15 protein-coding genes, 1 pseudogene and 1 riboswitch are annotated in these 16,516 nt (G+C 71.9%); of the genes and pseudogenes, 9 read left to right on the forward strand and 7 right to left on the reverse strand.

What is annotated here, in order from left to right:
• Positions 1-109 precede the first annotated feature (109 nt).
• The 5 genes from CRP49_RS28140 to CRP49_RS28160 all read left to right on the forward strand — a co-directional run bounded on the left by CRP49_RS28140 (position 110) and on the right by CRP49_RS28160 (position 4,640).
• Positions 110-940 (forward strand): FHA domain-containing protein, encoded by an 831-nt coding sequence (locus CRP49_RS28140; RefSeq protein WP_179851770.1) that lies wholly within the window; start codon positions 110-112, stop codon positions 938-940.
• A 39-nt stretch (positions 941-979) separates the two neighbouring features.
• A complete protein-coding gene (locus CRP49_RS28145; protein ID WP_097255876.1) occupies positions 980-1,717 on the forward strand; it encodes a MerR family transcriptional regulator in 738 nt (245 codons plus the stop codon).
• Positions 1,718-1,799: 82 nt separating this feature from the next.
• Entirely contained in the window at positions 1,800-2,273 is a 474-nt protein-coding gene (locus CRP49_RS28150; protein ID WP_026253112.1) for a bifunctional nuclease family protein, read from the forward strand.
• Between the two features lie 260 nt (positions 2,274-2,533).
• The gene (locus CRP49_RS28155) at positions 2,534-3,175 is read left to right on the forward strand and encodes a MerR family transcriptional regulator (protein WP_097255877.1); all 642 of its coding nucleotides are present in this window, start codon (positions 2,534-2,536) and stop codon (positions 3,173-3,175) included.
• 52 nt (positions 3,176-3,227) lie between these two features.
• Positions 3,228-4,640 (forward strand): DNA polymerase IV, encoded by a 1,413-nt coding sequence (locus CRP49_RS28160; protein WP_097255878.1) that lies wholly within the window; start codon positions 3,228-3,230, stop codon positions 4,638-4,640.
• Here the strand turns inward: CRP49_RS28160 and CRP49_RS28165 are convergent.
• On the reverse strand, positions 4,559-4,933 hold the full coding sequence (locus CRP49_RS28165; protein ID WP_179851771.1) for a PRC-barrel domain-containing protein: 375 nt from the start codon (positions 4,931-4,933) through the stop codon (positions 4,559-4,561). The two genes, CRP49_RS28160 and CRP49_RS28165, sit on opposite strands and share 82 nt — an antisense overlap.
• Positions 4,934-5,052: 119 nt before the next feature.
• Positions 5,053-5,147, forward strand: a riboswitch (glycine riboswitch).
• A 174-nt stretch (positions 5,148-5,321) separates the two neighbouring features.
• Between CRP49_RS28165 and gcvP the strand changes: the two genes are divergently transcribed.
• The gene (gcvP, locus tag CRP49_RS28170; RefSeq protein ID WP_097255880.1) at positions 5,322-8,207 is read left to right on the forward strand and encodes an aminomethyl-transferring glycine dehydrogenase; all 2,886 of its coding nucleotides are present in this window, start codon (positions 5,322-5,324) and stop codon (positions 8,205-8,207) included.
• Between the two features lie 52 nt (positions 8,208-8,259).
• On the opposite strand, the gene CRP49_RS28175 is transcribed toward gcvP, so the two are convergent.
• The 4 genes from CRP49_RS28175 to modA are packed head-to-tail and all read right to left on the reverse strand — an operon-like array spanning position 8,260 to position 11,527.
• On the reverse strand, positions 8,260-8,679 hold the full coding sequence (locus CRP49_RS28175; RefSeq protein ID WP_097255881.1) for a molybdopterin-binding protein: 420 nt from the start codon (positions 8,677-8,679) through the stop codon (positions 8,260-8,262).
• A 28-nt stretch (positions 8,680-8,707) separates the two neighbouring features.
• Complete coding sequence (locus CRP49_RS28180) at positions 8,708-9,793, reverse strand: ABC transporter ATP-binding protein (protein WP_097257570.1); 1,086 nt, start codon at positions 9,791-9,793, stop codon at positions 8,708-8,710.
• Positions 9,794-9,845: 52 nt separating this feature from the next.
• Positions 9,846-10,712 (reverse strand): molybdate ABC transporter permease subunit, encoded by an 867-nt coding sequence (modB, locus tag CRP49_RS28185; protein ID WP_097255882.1) that lies wholly within the window; start codon positions 10,710-10,712, stop codon positions 9,846-9,848.
• Positions 10,709-11,527, reverse strand: coding sequence for a molybdate ABC transporter substrate-binding protein (gene modA, locus CRP49_RS28190; RefSeq protein WP_097255883.1), 819 nt, complete (start codon positions 11,525-11,527; stop codon positions 10,709-10,711). Before modA ends, modB begins: the two co-directional genes overlap by 4 nt.
• Positions 11,528-11,733: 206 nt before the next feature.
• On the opposite strand from modA, the gene CRP49_RS28195 reads away from it, so the two are divergent.
• Positions 11,734-12,219 (forward strand): molybdopterin-dependent oxidoreductase, encoded by a 486-nt coding sequence (locus tag CRP49_RS28195; RefSeq protein WP_097257571.1) that lies wholly within the window; start codon positions 11,734-11,736, stop codon positions 12,217-12,219.
• Here the strand turns inward: CRP49_RS28195 and CRP49_RS28200 are convergent.
• Positions 12,134-13,552: pseudogene (locus tag CRP49_RS28200) on the reverse strand (xanthine dehydrogenase family protein molybdopterin-binding subunit); the annotation flags it as partial. The gene CRP49_RS28195 and the pseudogene CRP49_RS28200 sit on opposite strands and share 86 nt — an antisense overlap.
• A gap of 46 nt (positions 13,553-13,598) precedes the next feature.
• On the opposite strand from CRP49_RS28200, the gene CRP49_RS28205 reads away from it, so the two are divergent.
• Positions 13,599-15,359: a PucR family transcriptional regulator gene (locus tag CRP49_RS28205; protein ID WP_097255884.1), complete on the forward strand. Its 1,761-nt coding sequence runs from the start codon at positions 13,599-13,601 to the stop codon at positions 15,357-15,359.
• Between the two features lie 34 nt (positions 15,360-15,393).
• Here the strand turns inward: CRP49_RS28205 and CRP49_RS28210 are convergent, their stop codons facing one another.
• Positions 15,394-15,789, reverse strand: a complete 396-nt coding sequence (locus CRP49_RS28210; RefSeq protein ID WP_094214403.1) for a molybdopterin-binding protein — start codon at positions 15,787-15,789, stop codon at positions 15,394-15,396.
• Between the two features lie 124 nt (positions 15,790-15,913).
• Here CRP49_RS28210 and CRP49_RS28215 point away from each other — a divergent pair, with 124 nt between their 5' ends.
• On the forward strand, positions 15,914-16,513 hold the full coding sequence (locus tag CRP49_RS28215) for a DUF1707 domain-containing protein (RefSeq protein ID WP_097255885.1): 600 nt from the start codon (positions 15,914-15,916) through the stop codon (positions 16,511-16,513).
• Positions 16,514-16,516 lie beyond the last annotated feature (3 nt).

Genomic DNA, 16,516 nt, shown 5'->3' on the forward strand with positions numbered 1-16,516 from the left:
ACTGTCTGGTGGATACGGACGTTGTGAGGGTGTCCGGGTCGGCCGGTGTAGGCAATCAGGGTTCGTCCTGCCCCACGGGCGGGTCTGTTTCGGTCAAGGGGAATCGCCCGTGAAGTTGTTTGCGAAGTTGTTCGGCAAGAGCGCGCGAGAGGGTAGCGACAACGCGACCGCTCGTCATCGCGCACAGCCTGACGCAGAGGGCCAGCGCCCGCTGTTCCGCGACCAGGTCGCTGGTCCGGGCGGTGACATTTCCGGAGGTCAGGGCGCGGCGTCTGTTGACCCTGCCCAGTCCGGCGGCATAGGTTTCGGGCAACCGTCAACCTCAAGTGCGGGTGGAGGGTTTGCCTCCGACCCGTATGCGTCCAACGCCCCCGCGGGGCTGCCGCGGCAGGAGGATCCGTCCATGTCGGTCCTGGTGTGTACGAGGTGCGGTAACCGCAACGCGGAGAACGCCCGCTTCTGTTCCAACTGCGGTGCGCCGCTGCGGCCCGGTGTGGCACCGGAGCGCGCGTCCGAGACCACGTCCACGATCTCCATCTCCGGCCTCGAGGCCTACGACTCCGAGGTGACCGGTCAGACGGCCGTGCCGATGCTCTCGCCCGAGGCGCAGGCCGCGGTCGACGCGCTGCCGCTGGGCTCGGCGCTGCTGGTGGTGCGTCGGGGGCCGAACTCGGGCAGCCGCTTCCTGCTGGACAGCGACCTGACCACGGCCGGCCGTCATCCGCAGAGCGACATCTTCCTGGACGACGTGACGGTCTCGCGTCGGCACGTGGAGTTCCGGCGCTCCCCGGACGGCTCGTTCACGGTGGCCGACGTGGGCAGTCTGAACGGCACGTACGTCAACCGCGAGCGGATCGACCAGGTCGCTCTGTCGAACGGTGACGAGGTGCAGATCGGCAAGTACCGGCTGGTCTTCTACGCGAGCCGGCAGGGCATCTGACCCCCCGGACTCCGTCCGGGGGGACCCCAGGGAAGGTCCATGCTTCAAACACCGAGCGGCGGTGCCCGAAGCGGTACCGCCGCCGCGGACAGTGGGCTGATGAGCATCGGCACGGTGCTGAACGCGCTGCGCGACGAGTTCCCCGAGGTCACCATCTCCAAGATCCGCTTCCTGGAGTCCGAGGGCCTCGTCGAACCGCAGCGGACCCCTTCGGGGTACCGGAAGTTCAGCGCCGGTGACGTCGAGCGCCTCGCCCATGTCCTGAGGATGCAGCGGGACCACTATCTGCCGCTCAAGGTGATCCGTGAGCACCTGGAGGCCATGGAGCGGGGCGAGGCCGTCCAGCTGCCCCTGGTGGGGCGCCAGCGCACCGGCGAGGACGTGCCGGAGTCGCTTGAGCGGCCGACGGTCGCCCGGATCGGGCGGGCCGCGCTGCTGGCGGCCGCCGACATCACAGAGGCTGACCTCGAGGAGTGGCAGTCGTACGGGCTCATCGCCCCCCTGGAGGACGGGGTGTACGACGCCGAGGCCGTCACCGTGGCCTCGCTCGTGGCCGAGCTGGGCCGGTTCGGGATCGAGCCGCGCCACCTTCGGGTGATGAAGGCCGCCGCGGACCGCGAGGCGGGGCTCGTGGACCAGGTGGTGGCTCCCCTGAAGCGCCACCGCAACCCGCAGACCAGGGCGCACGCCGAGGCTCGGGCGAAGGAGCTGGCGGCGCTCACGGTGAAGCTGCACGCGGCGCTGGTGCAGATCGCTCTCGGTGTGCGGCTGCCCTGATGGGCAGGGTCCGGGGGCCGGATCGGGCACCTGTTCCCGGCCCGACTACCCAAACATCCCGGGCACGGCCTAGGGTTGCTGTGTGAACGAGCTCGATGTCGTAGGTGTCCGGGTGGAAATGCCCTCCAACCAACCGATCGTGCTCCTGCGCGAAGTGGGGGGCGACCGTTACCTCCCCATCTGGATCGGGCCGGGGGAGGCGACGGCGATCGCTTTCGCCCAGCAGGGCATGGCCCCCGCGCGACCGCTGACCCACGACCTGTTCAAGGACGTGCTGGAGGCCGTCGGCCAGGAGCTGACCGAAGTACGCATCACGGATCTGCGTGAGGGCGTCTTCTACGCGGAGCTGGTCTTCGCCAGCGGGGTCGAGGTGAGCGCCCGTCCCTCGGACGCCATAGCGCTCGCGCTGCGCACCGGAACGCCGATCTACGGCAGTGACACGGTGCTGGACGACGCGGGCATCGCGATCCCGGACGAGCAGGAGGACGAGGTGGAGAAGTTCCGCGAGTTCCTCGACCAGATCTCGCCCGAGGACTTCGGCACCAGCAGCCAGTGAGGCGAGACCGGCCGGGCGACCCGCGGGTCCGTGACCGGCTGGTCAGCCGCGCTCCGCGCCCGGCGCCATGGCAATTGCCACCGGCCATTGAGAGCGTCCTACGGCTCCCCGCCAGAGCATTCGGCTAGCCTTTCCCCGCGGTGGGGCACGGGAAACCACTCCTAGGGTGATTATCACTCGGCGTGCCGAGTGTGGCGATCGTTGACGCACCCCTGGTGACTGCCTACCGTCGAGAAGGCAGGTCAAGGACGGAGGTCGGCGTGAGAACGAGCGGCGACGGTACGGCTGGGGGTGCCCCCGGACGATTCGGGGAGAGCAGTCCGTACCCGCTTCACAGCAGCGCGGTCGACCACGCCTCACAGCGACCGACGGCGGTGCCCAACGGCGGAGGGGCGGCGTCCATGGCGTCCGAAGAGATCGGCTACCGCGGGCCCACGGCCTGCGCGGCCGCCGGCATCACCTACCGGCAACTCGACTACTGGGCCCGCACCGGCCTCGTCGAGCCGAGCGTGCGGCCCGCCTACGGCTCGGGCACGCAGCGCCTGTACAGCTTCCGGGACGTCGTCGTCCTGAAGATCGTCAAGCGGTTCCTGGACACCGGGGTCTCGCTGCAGAACATCCGTACGGCCGTCCAGCACCTCCGTGAACGCGGTTTCCGTGACCTGGAGCGCATGACCCTCATGAGCGACGGCGCCACGGTCTACGAGTGCACCTCGCCCGACGAGGTCCACGCCCTGCTCCAGGGCGGTCAGGGGATCTTCGGCATCGCCGTCGGCGTGGTCTGGCGGGACGTGGAAAGCGCGCTCTCCCAGCTGCACGGCGAGCGCATCGACACGGGGGAGACCCTGGTCGGGCACAACCCGGCGGACGAGCTGGCCAGGCGCCGCAACCGGGCGGTCTGACAGCGCCCCTCGGGGGCCTGCGTTGTCAGTGGCGTGGTGCAGCATCGGAGATGTGAGAAACGCGCCCACGATCCTGCATCTCGACATGGATGCCTTCTTCGCCTCGGTGGAGCAGGCATCCAAGCCGAGCCTGCGCGGGAAGGCCGTCATCGTGGGCGGACTCGGACCGCGCGGGGTGGTGGCCACCGCGTCGTACGAGGCACGGGTCTTCGGGGTCCACTCCGCGATGCCGATGGCCCAGGCGCGCCGGCTGGCGCCGAACGCCGCGTACCTGGTGCCGCGCTTCGCCCTCTACCGGTCGGTCAGCGAGCAGGTGATGGCGTTGCTGCGGGCGCTGTCGCCGCTGGTGGAGCCCCTGAGCCTGGACGAGGCGTTCGTGGACCTGGAGGCAGCGGGAGCCGCCTGGGACGAGGCGTCGGCGCGGCTGGCCGGGGCGAAGCTGCGCGCGGACATCCGGGCGGTCACGGGGCTGACCGGGTCGGTGGGTCTTGCCGCCTCCAAGATGCTCGCGAAGATCGCCTCGGAGCAGGCCAAGCCCGACGGACTCGTGCTCATCGAGCCCGGGACCGAGCGGGCGCTGCTGGGCCCCATGTCGGTGCGGACCCTGCCCGGGGTCGGGCCGGCGACCGGGGACCATCTGCGGCGGGCCGGGATCACCACCGTCGAGGAACTGGCCGAGGCGGGTGAGGACGAACTCGTACGGCTGCTCGGCAAGGCGCACGGGCACGCGCTGCACGCCATGGCGCTGGCGCACGACGACCGGCCCGTGGTGGCCGAGCGGGAGGCCAAGTCGGTGTCGGTCGAGGACACCTACGACGTGGACATCCATGACCGGCTGCGGGTCGGTCTGGAGGTGCAGCGGCTCGCGGACCGGTGTGTGCGGCGGCTGCGCGGGGCCGGGCTGTCCGGGCGGACGATCGTGCTGAAGGTGCGGCGGTACGACTTCTCGACGCTGACCCGCTCCGAGACGCTCCGAGGCCCCACCGACGATCCGGCGGTGATACGGGAGGCGGCCGCGCGGCTGCTGGAGTCCGTGGACACCACGGGCGGGGTACGGCTGCTGGGCGTGGGCGTCTCGGGGCTCGCCGACTACACCCAGGAGGACCTGTTCGCTCAGGCGGCGGGGGGCCTGCGGCCCGCTGAGCCGGAGGAGGCGGCGCCGATGGTCGAGGAGGAGCCGGAGCCCGCCGAGCGGCACTGGCATGCCGGGCATGACGTCCGGCATGCCGAGTACGGGCACGGGTGGGTGCAGGGCAGCGGGCTGGGGCGGGTCACCGTGCGTTTCGAGACGCCGCAGTCCGAGCCGGGGCGGGTGCGGACGTTTTTCGTCGACGATCCTGCGCTGGAGCCGGCTGAGCCGTTGCCGTTGGTTGAGGGAACCGATCAGGCCTCCTCCGAACCCGCCAGCTTGCCGAAGTCGTGGTCCGGGACCGAGGGAGGCGGGGCGGCCGTGTCGAGGCCGTAGTGGTGGTAGAGCTGGAGTTCCTGTTCGGGGGAGAGGTGGCGGCCCACGCCGAAGTCGGGGGCGTCCTTGATGAGGGCGCGGTCGAAGGGGACCCGGAGGGCGCCTTCCACCAGTTCGCTGGGCTCCAGCGGGACGAAGGCGTCCCGGGAGAACAGGCCGGTGCGTATGGCCGCCCACTCCGGCACGCCCGTGGCGTCGTCGAGGTACACCTCGTCGATGGTGCCGATCTTGGTGCCATTGCGGTCGAACGCCTTGCGGCCGATCAGGTTGCGCGGATCGATGTCGGTCTGCACGGTCCCTCTCCCTCCACTTGGTCGCAACTCATCCGTAAGCACTACAAAAGAGCACATTCAGGGAGGCGGCCACTCGAAAGCTCAGGCGTTGACCTCGCTGGTAGGCTGACAGCGGCTGCTGACCCCGTGCGGGAGAGTCCTCCGACCACCTCGGAGGCGCCGAAGGAGCAAATCCTCCCCGGAATCTCTCAGGCTCACGTACCGCACGGACGAGGTCACTCTGGAAAGCAGGGCGGGTGTCGACGGCTCCCGCCCTCACCGACGGTGAAAGCCGGGACCCTCAGGTGCCCGGTGAAGCTCTCAGGTTGAGATGACAGAGGGGGAGGCCGTCGGGGCAACCATGCCGTGGTGCCCCTCGAAGGTCGCGTCAGACCAGGAGGCCTCCGCAATGACCGCCCATCGCATTCCGCTCTCCGAGCTCGAAGCGGGCATCCCCTTCGAGCAGCGCCACATCGGGCCCGACCAGGAGGCGCGGGCCAAGATGCTCGCGCACATCGGCTACGGCTCCCTCGACGAGCTGACCGCCGCCGCGGTCCCGGATGTGATCAAGAACGCCGACGCCCTGGACCTGCCGGGCGCCCGCACCGAGGCCGAGGTGCTCGCCGAGCTGCGCTCGCTCGCCGACCGCAACCAGGTCCTCGGATCCATGATCGGGCTCGGCTACTACGGCACCTTCACCCCGCCGGTCATCCTGCGCAACGTCATGGAGAACCCGGCCTGGTACACGGCCTACACGCCGTACCAGCCGGAGATCTCCCAGGGGCGGCTCGAGGCCCTGCTGAACTTCCAGACCATGGTCGCCGAGCTGACCGGGCTGCCCACCTCCGGCGCCTCGCTGCTCGACGAGGGCACCGCGGCCGCCGAGGCGATGGCGCTGTCCCGGCGTATGGGCAAGAACAAGAAGGGCCTGTTCCTGATCGACGCGGACGCGCTGCCGCAGACCATCGCGGTCATCGAGACGCGCGCCGAGCCGACCGGTGTCGAGGTCGTCGTCGCCGACCTCAGCGAGGGCATCCCGGCCGACATCGCCGCGCGCGAGATCAACGGCGTGCTGATCCAGTACCCGGGCGCCTCCGGTGCCGTACGCGACATCAAGCCGGTCATCGACCAGGCGCACGAGCTGGGCGCCCTCGTCACCGTCTCCGCCGACCTGCTGGCCCTCACCCTGCTGACCTCGCCGGGTGAGCTGGGCGCGGACATCGCCGTCGGCACGACCCAGCGCTTCGGTGTGCCGATGGGCTTCGGCGGGCCGCACGCGGGCTACATGGCGGTGCACGAGAAGTTCGCGCGCAGCCTGCCCGGCCGTCTGGTCGGCGTCTCCGTCGACGCCGACGGGAACAAGGCCTACCGTCTCGCGCTGCAGACCCGCGAGCAGCACATCCGCCGCGAGAAGGCCACCAGTAACATCTGTACCGCGCAGGTGCTGCTCGCCGTGATGGCCGGTATGTACGCCGTCTACCACGGCCCCGAGGGCCTGCGGGCCATCGCCCACCGCACCCACCGCTACGCCACGCTCCTCGCCGAGGGCCTGAAGGCCGGCGGGGTCGAGATCGTCCACGGCGCCTACTTCGACACCCTCACCGCGCGGGTGCCCGGCAAGGCTGCCGAGGTGGTCGCCGCCGCCCGGGAGAACGGGGTCAACCTGCGTCTGGTCGACGCCGACCACGTCGCCCTCGCCTGCGACGAGACCACCAACCGCGCCCAGCTGGCCGCCGTCTGGTCCGCCTTCGGTGTCGAGGGCGACATCGAGGCGCTGGACGTGACGGCCGCGGACACCCTGCCCCAGGCGCTGCTGCGCACCGACGACTTCCTGACCCACCCGGTCTTCCACGCGCACCGCTCCGAGACCGCCATGCTGCGCTACCTGCGCAAGCTGGCCGACCGCGACTACGCGCTCGACCGCGGCATGATCCCGCTGGGCTCCTGCACCATGAAGCTCAACGCGACCACGGAGATGGAGCCGGTCACCTGGCCCGAGTTCGGCCAGCTGCACCCCTTCGCGCCCGCCGAGCAGGCCGAGGGCTACCTCACGCTCATCCGCGAGCTGGAGGAACGTCTCGCCGAGGTCACCGGCTACGACAACGTCTCGCTCCAGCCGAACGCCGGTTCGCAGGGCGAGCTGGCCGGCCTGCTGGCCGTACGCGGCTACCACCGGGCCAACGGCGACGAGCAGCGCACCGTGTGCCTGATCCCGTCCTCCGCGCACGGCACCAACGCCGCCAGCGCCGTGATGGCCGGCATGAAGGTCGTCGTCGTGAAGACCGCCGACGACGGCGAGATCGACGTCGAGGACCTGCGGGCCAAGATCGAGCAGCACCGCGACCAGCTGGCGGTCCTGATGATCACCTACCCGTCCACGCACGGTGTGTTCGAGGAGCACGTCGCCGACATCTGCGCCCAGGTGCACGAGGCGGGCGGCCAGGTGTACGTCGACGGCGCCAACCTCAACGCCCTGGTCGGCCTCGCCAAGCCGGGCCACTTCGGCGGTGACGTCTCCCACCTGAACCTGCACAAGACCTTCTGCATCCCGCACGGCGGCGGCGGCCCCGGCGTCGGCCCGGTCGCGGTCCGCGCGCACCTGGCGCCGTACCTGCCCAACCACCCGCTGCAGCCGGCGGCCGGCCCGGAGACGGGTGTCGGCCCGATCTCGGCGGCGCCGTGGGGCAGCGCGGGCATCCTGCCGATCTCGTGGGCGTACGTCCGCCTGATGGGCGGCGAGGGCCTCAAGCGCGCCACCCAGGTGGCCGTGCTCTCCGCGAACTACGTCGCCAAGCGCCTGGAGCCGCACTACCCGGTGCTCTACACCGGCCCCGGCAACCTGGTCGCGCACGAGTGCATCATCGACCTGCGCCCGCTGACCAAGGCGACCGGCGTGAGCGTGGACGACGTGGCCAAGCGGCTCATCGACTACGGCTTCCACGCGCCGACCATGTCCTTCCCGGTGGCCGGCACGCTGATGATCGAGCCGACCGAGTCCGAGGACCTGGCCGAGCTGGACCGGTTCTGCGACGCGATGATCGCCATCCGCGCGGAGATCGAGAAGGTCGGCTCCGCCGAGTGGCCCGCGGAGGACAACCCGCTGGCGAACGCGCCGCACACCGCCGCCGCGCTCGGCGGCGAGTGGACGCACGCCTACAGCCGCGAGGAGGCCGTCTTCCCGGCCGGTGTCTCGGCCGCCGACAAGTACTGGCCGCCGGTGCGCCGGATCGACCAGGCCTTCGGTGACCGCAACCTGGTCTGCTCCTGCCCGCCGCTGGACGCCTACGAGGACTGAGCGAGCCCCTGGTGAGAGCCCCGCCCGTGTTCCGGGCGGGGCTCTCCCGACTTCAGGCCGAGGCCAGCGCCACCTCGGTCGCCTTGATCAGGGCGACCACGTCGGAACCGACGAAGAGACCGAGGTCTTCGGTGGCGTCCTTGGTGATCACGGCGGTGAGTTCGCCGCCGGCCACCGAGACCTTCACGGAGGCCATGGCTCCGCCGAGGGCGATCTGGACGATCGCGCCCGGGAGCTGGTTGCGGATCGACAGGCTCTCCATCCGGTTCGTGGCGAGCGAGATCTCCGTCGACTTCACCAGGGCGTGGACGCGGGAGTCCGGGGCGAGGCCGAGCTGCTCGACGGCCTCCAGGGTGATGGCCGCCATGAGGTCCTGTCCGCCGTCCAGACGGATCTTGACCGTGGCCATGACCTCGCCGGGCTGGACCTCGGTGACGGTGCCGGGGAGCTGATTGCGGATGCTCAGTGTCATGGGCACCCACGGTAGAGCGCGTGTCCGTTCAGGCCGGGTATGAGTGGGTCTGGGTCGCTTTCACCGTCGCCCAGACAGCGGCGCCCGGATGCAGGTCCAGCTCGGCCGCGGCGACCGTCGTGAGGTCGGCGGCGAGGGGGAGTTCGCCGGTGAGGTCAGCACGGATCTGGTCGCCGTGGGTCTCCAGTCCGGCGACCTCGCAGCGCCACAGGTTGCGGGCGCTGGCGCCGGTGGGCCGGTCCCGGAAGAGGGTGACGGCGACCGGCGGGAACGCCACGAAGACGGGCCCGGACAGGACTTCCGTGGTCGTGATCGAGGGTCCCGCGTCGAGCCGTACGGTGTGCCCCTCGGCCTGTCCGCGGTAGAGGTTGAGGCCGACCAGCTGGGCGATGTAGTCGGTGCGCGGATGGCGGGCGATGTCGGCCGGGGTGCCCTCCTGGACGACCTGGCCGTGCTCGATCACCACGAGCCGGTCGGCGAGCACCATGGCGTCCAGCGGATCGTGGGTGACGAGGACGGCGACCGCCTCGAACTCGGCCAGGTGGCGGCGGAGCTGGGCGCGGACCTCCAGGCGGGTACGGGCGTCCAGGGCCGCCAGCGGCTCGTCCAGGAGCAGCAGCCGGGGCCGGGTGGCCAGGGCGCGGGCGAGCGCGACGCGCTGGGCCTGGCCGCCGGAGAGCCTGCGGGGCTTGGCGCCGGCGTGCTCGGCGAGGCCCATGCGGTCCAGCCAGGCGGCGGCCTGGGCGCGCGCCTCGGCCTTGGTGGCGCCCTGGCAGCGCGGTCCGAAGGCCACGTTGTCCAGGGCGGACAGATGCGGGAAGAGCAGGTAGTCCTGGAAGACGACGCCGACCGGGCGGGACTCGGGCGGAGTGCGGTCCAGCACGACGCCGTCCAGCCGCAGATGGCCGTCGGTGAGCGGGACTAGACCGGCGAGGGCGCGCAGGGCGGTGGTCTTGCCGGCGCCGTTGGGGCCGAGCAGCGCGACGACGTCCCCGGGGGCGGCGGTCAGCCCGACGTCGAGCCGGAAGGAGCCCCGGTCGATGACGAGCCGGGCGTCCAGCCCCTGCTCGCCCACCACCTCGAGGTCGGCCGTGGGGGCGTCGATGTCGGTCATGAGGAGGGCGTCCTTCGTCGGCACACACACAGCGTCGCTTTCCATCCTCGCGTCATCGCCCGGTGCCCGTCAGCCACCGGTCCCGCAGCCCCGCCAGCACCGCGATGGACACGGCCAGCAGGACCAGGCTGAGGGCGATGGCGGCCTCGGGATCGTTCTGCAGGGCGAGGTAGACGGCGAGTGGCATGGTCTGGGTGCGGCCGGGGAAGTTGCCCGCGAAGGTGATCGTCGCGCCGAACTCGCCGAGTGCGCGGGCCCAGGCCAGGACCGCGCCCGCGCCGATGCCGGGGGCGATCAGCGGCAGGGTGACCCGGCGGAACGCGGTGAAGCGGGAGGCGCCGAGCGTGGTGGCCGCCTCCTCGTAGCGCGGGTCGGCGGCCCGCAGGGTGCCCTCGACGCTGATGACCAGGAACGGCATCGCGACGAACGCCTCCGCGATCACTACGCCGGTGGTGGTGAAGGGGAGGGTGATCCCGAACCAGGAGTCGAGCCACTTGCCGACGACTCCGTTGCGGCCCAGGGCGAGCAGCAGGGCCACACCGCCGACCACCGGCGGAAGCACCAGCGGCAGGGTCACCAGGGCGCGGACGAGACCGCGGCCCGGGAACTCCGTACGGGCCAGCAGCCAGGCCAGCGGCACCCCCAGCACCAGGCTCACGGCCGTTGCCGCCGTGGCGGTGACCAGCGACAGCTGGAGCGCCTGCCACACCTCGGCGCTGGTCAGCAGCTGCGGCAGGCTGCGCCAGGGAGCGCGGACGAGCAGCGCGACCAGCGGAAGCAGCAGGAACGCCAGCGCCACCAGGCCCGGCACCAGCAGCGGCAACGGCACCCCGCGTCGGCCCCCCGTGCCGACGCGACGGCGCCGCGGCCCACCCGTGCGGGGGCCGGTCGCGGCGCCGGGCTTGTCGAGCGAGGTCACGGCTTGAGGAACCCGGCCTCGGTCAGCACCTTCTGGCCCTCGGCGGACTGCACCAGCGCGATGAACGCCTTGGCCGACGTGGCGTTGCCGGCGTTCTTCAGCAGGGCGATCGGGTAGTCGTTGATGGCCTTGGCGGACTCGGGGAACTCCACGCCCTCCACCTTGTCACCCGCCGCCTTCACATCGGTCTTGTAGACGACGGCCGCGTCGGCCTCCTTCAGCTCGACCTTCGTCAGGGCGGCCTTGACGTCCTGCTCGTAGGAGACCGGGGTGAGCTTCAGCTTGCTCGCGTCCAGGGCCTTCTGCGCGGCGGCGCCGCACGGCACGGTCTTGTCGCACAGGACGACCTTCAGACCGGACTTGGTGAGGTCCTTCAGGGAGGCCACCTTGTCGGGGTTGCCCGGCAGGGTGGCGATCTCCAGCTGGTTGCGGACGAAGGTGGCCGGGGTCCCGACCGCGTCCTGCTTGTCCGTCACGATCGCCATGGTCTTGGGGCTGGCGGCGGCGAAGACGTCCGCCGGGGCGCCGCTGGTGATGCTCGCGGCGAGGGTGTCGCTGCCGCCGAAGTTGAAGCTGACCGTGGTGCCGGGGTGTGCCTTCTCGAACTCCTTGCCCAGGGCCGTGAAGCTCTCCTTGAGGGAGGCGGCCGCGAACACGGTGACCTTGCCGGTCAGCTTCGGGGAGGCGGAGCCGGACTTGTCCGACTTGGTGGTCGACGAGCTGTCGGAGGAGGAGCAGGCGCTCAGTGCCATCAGGGCAGCGGCTCCCGCGCCGGCCAGCTGCAGCATCCGGGTCCGGCGCACGGAACGGGTCATCACGGATCTACTCCTAGGTTCTGTGGAACAACGGTCGCGCCCTGGCACGGCCGAGCCATCGGCCGTGCGGCGATGATACTGCCGCATCTGCCAGGTGTAAGTCTCTTGTCGCATCGCATGAGCTGCGAAGTTGTGACTTGAAGGTGGCATGTGCGTTTGTACGGTGCTCAGGCGGGGGTACGGTCCTGCGGGAGGTGGTCGCGGTGATGCTCGCGGAACTCGCCCTGACCGGCGATCTCGTACGACCGGCCCGGCTGACCGTGCCGGACCTGCTCGGCTGGCCGCAGCATGTGGCGGACGTCAGCTTCGAGTGCGCCACCAGCGGCATGCAGCACCACCGGTTCGCAGGTCCGCGCCTGTACGACGTGCTGGCCGACGCCGGGCCCGGCTTCGACCCGGCCCGGCGCAAGGACCGGCTGCGCTTCCTGATCGCCGTCACCGGCACCGACGGCCACCACGCCCTGCTGTCCTGGGCCGAGATCGACCCCGACTTCGCGGACGCCCCCGTGCTGCTCGCCGTCACGATCGACGGCACCCCGCTGGACGAGGCCGGCCCCCAGCTGGTGCTGCCGCAGGACCGCTGCGGGGGCCGGCACATCAGCGGGATCACGGCGATCCGGGTGGACGGTGGCTACGGCTTCGGCGCTCCAGTGCCAGCCACACCCGGTCGCGCGTCAGCGGCAGCTCCGTGAACCGCACGCCGGTCGCGGCCCGCAGGGCGTTGGCCAGGGCCGGGGCGACCGGGTTGAACGGGCTCTCGCTCATCGACTTGGCGCCCAGCGGCCCGATGGCGTCGGCCGTCTCCATGAAGTGCACCTCGGTGCGCGGCACGTCGGCGTACTGCGGGAGCCGGTAGCGGCGGAAGGCGGCCGTGTCCACCGCGCCCCGCTCGTCCAGCCGTACCTGCTCGAAGAGCGTGGCGCCGAGCGCCTGGGCGACCCCGCCCTCGACCTGCCCCCTGCACTGCATCGGGTTCATCACCTTGCCCGCGTCGGCCGCGTGCACACTGCGCAGGATGCGGATCTCCCCGGTGCCGGGGTCGACCGCGACCCGGAAAAAGTGCCCGTTGAAGGCGACCGAGCGCGGGGTGCCGCCGAAGTGCCCGTCGGCGGCCAGCTCCAGACCCACCGCGCGGGAAGCCGCGTACACCTCCTTGAGCAGGAGGCGACCCTGTGGGTGCAGTACGGCCTCCTCGCCGAGCCGGCATTCCGCGCGCGGGACGCCCAGGTGGGCGGCGGCGAAGTCCAGCAGCTGGTCGGCGAGGGCGCGGGCGGCGCGCAGGGTGGCCTTGCCGGCGACGACGGTGCCGGTGGAGGCGAAGGCGCCCGTGTCGTGCCGTACGACGTCCGTGTCGGACTGGCGGACGGTGATCCGGTCGACGGTGGTGGCGAGTTCGCCGGCCGCGATCTGCCGGTGCACGGTCGTGGTGCCGTTGCCGAACTCGGCGGTGCCGACGGCCAGGTCGAAGGTTCCGTCGGGCAGGAGGGTGGCCCTGGCGTCGGCGATGTGGCCCCCGGGCGGCCCGGTCGCGATCATCGCGAGAGCCGCGCCCTCGCCCACCGCCCAGCCCTCAGGGGCCGGAGCGGCCGGCTCGGCCCGGGCCCGGCGCACGATCGACAGACACTGGTCGAGGCCGTAGCTCGCGATGTGCAGGTCCTCCTCGTGGCCGCCGGGCGTGAGCATGGGCTCGTCGGGGCCGATGATGTTGCGCGCCTTGAACTCCAGCGGGTCCAGGTCCAGTCGGCGGGCCAGCTCGTCCAGGGCGGACTCCACCGCGAACAGCACCTGCCCGAGGCCGTAGCCCCGGAAAGCGCCCGCCGGGGCGGTGTGGGTGTACACCGAGAAGGCGTCGACCTTCTTGTGCGCGGCCCGGTAGACCGCCATGGACTCGCCGACGCTGTGGAACATCACGGCCGGGCCGTGGTTGCCGTACGCGCCCGTGTTCGCGACCACGCGCAGCTGGAGGGCGGTGAGGGTGCCGTCCCGGCGGGCGCCCGCCTTCACCCGGATCGTGAAGGGATGGCGCCGGGCGTTCTGTCCAGCGCCCGGCGGCCGTACGAGGAGCCAGCACATGCACGTCGAACACCTCCTGGGGGACGCCTCCCTCGGACTGCGCCTGCTGTGGGCGGAGGACATCCTGCTGAGGCGCGAAATCAGAGGTGTGACCGTCACGGACCTGGAGGACCCGGCCCGGTTCGTGCGGCCCGGGGAGGTCGTGCTCAGCGGGCTGGTGTGGTGGTCACCGGACGGCGGTCCGGGCAAGGCGGACCGGTTCGTCTCGGCGCTGAAGGGTGCGGGGGCCGCGGCGCTGCTCGCGGGGGAGGAGACGCACGGGAGCGTGCCGGACGACCTGGTCGAGGCCTGCGTGCGGTACGGGGTGCCGGTGGCGGGGGTGCCGGCGCACATCATGTTCCGGTCGATCACCGACACCGTGTACCTGCGGCAGTGGGGGGAGTTGAGCCGCCGGCACGCGCTGCGTCATCCCGCGCTGCCGGAGAGCGCGCGAGTGCGGCTGAGCCGGCTCCTCGCCCAGGAGGCCGGTCCGGACGACGTCCTCGGCGCCGCCTTCGCCCACCTCGACCCCATCACCGCCTACGTGTTCACACCCTCGGGGCGGACGGTCGCGGCCACGGCAGGGGCGCCGGGCGTGGCGGCCCGGGAGGCGGTCGCGCTCGTGGCCGACGGTACCGGGGTGACGCTGTCCGTCGAGGCCGACGGCGCCTCTCCCTACGAGCACTGGCTGCTGTACCTGCCCGACCCCGACAGCGCGCCACCGCGCGTGCTGCAGGAGGTCGCCGCAGCCCTGACCCACTGTCAGGAGGCCGCGGCCCGGCGTCGGTCGGCCGAGCGCCGGGCCGCGGACCGGCTGGGCGCGCTGCTCGCGTCGCCGGGTCCGGAAGTCGGGGCGGTGGAGGCGGCGCTGCGACGGTGTGGGGTGCCGGAGACCGGGCCGTACCGGGTGGTCGTCGCCGACGCGGGGCCACGGCAGCCAGGGGCTGTCGAGGGGGCGCTGGTGGAGTTGGCGGGGCTTGCTGTGGCGGAAGGTGCGGGGACGGCGGGGCGAGGTGCGAAGAGGGCAGGGGGTGCCGGGGGTGATGGCAGGCGGCGGGGGATGGGTGCCGACGGTCATGACGTGCAGGGGGTGGTGAGGGCCGGGGGTGATGCTGTGCGCGCGAAGGCCGGGGCCGATGTGGTGCGCGATGCGGTGAAGGCCAGGGGTGATGCCGGGCGCGGCGCGCTGAACGCCGTCGGTAATGCCACGCTCGGGTCGGCGGATGCCGTGACGGGAGCCGCGGTTGTGGGGTGGCTGCCGGACGGGTGTGCGTTCGCGGTGCTCTCCGGTGTGTCCGACGGCGTCCTGGGCGAAGTCTGGTCGCTGGTCGCCGGCTGTGCGCCCGAGGTGGCCCTGCATGGCGGCACCGGCGCGCCCGCGGACGGGCCCGAGGGGCTGGGCGGGGCGCTGGCGCAGGCGCAGTACGCCCTCACCTCGGCCCGGACCACCGCGCCGGACGCCTCCGTCCTCATCGACGCGACCGCCCTCACCAGCCTCGACGCCCTGCTCACCGGTGTGCCGGCCGACGTGCGCTCCGCCTACAGCCGAACGGTCCTCGGTCCGCTGCTGGACACCGACCGCACCGCCACCGCCGTACTGCTGAGCACGCTGGAGACCTTCCTCGCCTGCGACGGGTCCTGGGCGCGTACGGCTCAGGCGCTGCATCTGCACGTCAACACCGTGCACTACCGGATCCAGCGCATCGAGCACTTCACCGGGCGGGACCTGTCCCGGCTCCGCGACCGGCTCGACCTGTGGGCGGCGCTGCTGTGCCGGTGAGAGGGCCCTTTCGGACGCGCTCTCGGACCCGGTCTCAGACGCGGTCGATGTGCACGTTCGTGGACTTCACGCGCGCGGTGGCCTCCATGCCGACCTCCAGGCCCAGTTCCTCCACGGCCTCCCGGGTCAGCAGGGAGACCAGGCGGTGCGGGCCCGCCTGGATCTCCACCTGGGCGGCGACGTCGCCGAGCTTGATGGCGGTGACGATGCCCGGGAAGGCGTTGCGGACCGAGGTGTAGGAGGCGTCCTCCTCGCCGCCGCCCGCCTTGGCCAGTTCGACCGAGAACGCGGCGAGGTCCTTGCCGTCGATGAGTCGTCGCCCGGCCTCGTCGCGATGAGTGGCCACCCGGCCGGCGTCGGCCCAGCGGCGGGCGGTGTCGGGGCTCACGCCGAGCAGCCGTGCGGCCTGGCCGATCGTGTAGGACTGCATGCCGGTCACGATAGGGCCATGGCGCGGGAACCGTGGACGTGGGGTTGGCCGTTGGGTATAACGCGATATAGCGTTAGTGCGTGTCGGTGGGCCCCTGCGGGGGCGTCTGAATCGGGGTGAGGGTATGTCGGCCGAGCTGGTGCCTATGGATGTGCCGTCCGGGCTGCGGGCCTCGCACGCGGACCGGGATCGCGTGGTGGACGCGCTGACGGCCGCCGCGGGGGACGGCAGGCTCACCGCCGAGGAACACGAGGAGCGGGTGGGCGCCGCCCTGTCCGCGCGCACGCTCGGGGAGTTGGCGGAGCTGACGGCCGACCTGCCGGACGCGGCCGGGGCGGCGCCCGTCAAGGACGTCGTCCGCATCGAGCAGCAGGCCTCGTCGACCACGCGGGGCGAAGGATGGTCGGTGCCGCGCCGGATGGAGATCGACTCGGAGTGGGGCGATGTGACCCTCGACTTCACCCGGGCGGCGATCACTCACGACACCCTCCGCATCGACCTGGACCTGCGCGGCGGCACCCTGCGGCTGATCACCCGGCCCGGCGTGGTCGTGGACACCGACTCCCTGGTGATCGGCTACGGCACGACCAAGGTGCGGCCGGCCGGGAAACCCGGGGCGCCGGTCGTGCTGCGCGTGGAGATACACGGGCGGCTGAACATGGGCCGGCTGGAGGTGCGCCCGCCGCGGCGGCTGTTCGGCAGGAAGACGGCGACGGCGACCTGAGGC

It is taken from the genome of Streptomyces sp. Ag109_G2-15, assembly GCF_900215565.1.
In the GTDB taxonomy this organism is placed as follows: domain Bacteria; phylum Actinomycetota; class Actinomycetes; order Streptomycetales; family Streptomycetaceae; genus Streptomyces; species Streptomyces diastatochromogenes.